We start from the raw sequence: 1185 nt of genomic DNA, 5'->3' as shown, positions 1-1185 counted from the left end.
GAAGGAGAGGGTGGCCTTCTTCACTAAAACGACGTGCGATAGCTTCACCAATACCTGAACTTGCACCAGTAATAACAACCAGTTTTTTCATTTGTTACTTCCTCAGTTTTCGTTAAAAGCAGCGGTCTGCTGCGATGAACTCATACTAAGGAAATAACTTTTGTTGATATATATCACTTTAGGTAAAACACTGTTGTTTACTGGCAACAATAATTGCTGCTTGAGTTTGTCTTATTGGTAGGAAAAAGGCGCAACTCGTGCGCCTTAAGTGAGAAGAATGCGCTGTTACTACGGTGAAATCCGCACTAATCAACCCATCAAAGTTACCACTTATTCAACGGTGCAAACAACGCTGTTGTCGCTACCAAAGCCATTTGGAACGTAAGCATCTGCTTGAGGATCGTTCTCCCATTCAACTTCATCGAGGAGATAACGAAATTGGATGTGTTGCTCTTTGGGTAGACGTGTTTTGAACTTAAATTGGCCGCTTTTTTTCACCAGTTTCATTGGCTCTGGTTGCCAGTCATTAAAATCTCCAGCGATTTTAATGGATTCCCACTGGTTTTTATCGAGTTCAAAAGTGACTTCAACTTCATCTTTAGTTTTGAAAAATCTCTTTTTAAGCATGAATCTTTCCTTGTTAGTACAAAAACTGCTCTAACTATTACTCGTGTTTCATAAGTATTTCAAGCGTTATCGGATTCATGCTGGTATAGCTCGTGAAATAACCGTGAACTGTTCGTGCTTCAAACTTGTATGAATATGATCTTTCTGTATGATGAAAATCAGTGTGTTGTGAAGAAATTGATATGTTGAAGTTGAATCGTACATTGATGACTACTCTGGTTTGTTTGGTGGCTATGCTGCTAACCAGTGTTTCATCGAGCGTTCAAGCATCGACAGCATCAATAGAAGCACAAAGCTTTCCCATGCAGCAAACTGCACTTCAAGAAAAACTCGGCGTAAATACAGATTGTGTTGAGCCGCACCACAAAGAACACATGATGGAAAAAGGGCAAAAGTCGCACACCAGTTGCAGCTCTTCTTGCATTGTGAAAATTCCCACGACTTTGTCGCAAAATGGATTGATGCTACTGCCTTACAGCTTGGCGCTCATTGATAAGCTTCCTACTGAAAAAGCCGTGGTTGTGGTTTATAAGCCTTACCGACCTCCGATTGTTTGAT

3 protein-coding genes are annotated in these 1185 nt (G+C 40.6%); 1 reads left to right on the top strand and 2 read right to left on the bottom strand.

Features of this window, described 5'->3' with window-relative positions; genetic code table 11:
• Both R7070_RS25895 and R7070_RS25890 read right to left on the bottom strand, forming a co-directional pair.
• Positions 1-91 (bottom strand): SDR family NAD(P)-dependent oxidoreductase (locus tag R7070_RS25895; protein WP_318141473.1); only part of this gene is annotated, 91 nt, incomplete at its 3' end.
• 239 nt (positions 92-330) lie between these two features.
• Positions 331-627 (bottom strand): isoamylase early set domain-containing protein, encoded by a 297-nt coding sequence (locus tag R7070_RS25890; RefSeq protein ID WP_005477072.1) that lies wholly within the window; start codon positions 625-627, stop codon positions 331-333.
• Positions 628-809: 182 nt separating this feature from the next.
• Between R7070_RS25890 and R7070_RS25885 the strand changes: the two genes are divergently transcribed.
• Complete coding sequence (locus R7070_RS25885; protein ID WP_005499351.1) at positions 810-1184, top strand: hypothetical protein; 375 nt, start codon at positions 810-812, stop codon at positions 1182-1184.
• Position 1185: the final 1 nt, after the last annotated feature.

This window comes from Vibrio sp. 1557 (assembly GCF_033340175.1).
GTDB lineage: Bacteria > Pseudomonadota > Gammaproteobacteria > Enterobacterales > Vibrionaceae > Vibrio > Vibrio alginolyticus.
The sequence above is the reverse complement of the archived record's forward strand: the minus strand, read 5'-3'. Positions and strand labels throughout refer to the sequence as shown.

Excerpts from the sequence above, each read along its gene's own strand:
- R7070_RS25890 (WP_005477072.1), bottom strand. The coding sequence starts at position 627 with ATGCTTAAAAAGAGATTTTTCAAAACTAAAGATGAAGTTGAAGTCACT.
- R7070_RS25885 (WP_005499351.1), top strand. The coding sequence starts at position 810 with ATGTTGAAGTTGAATCGTACATTGATGACTACTCTGGTTTGTTTGGTG.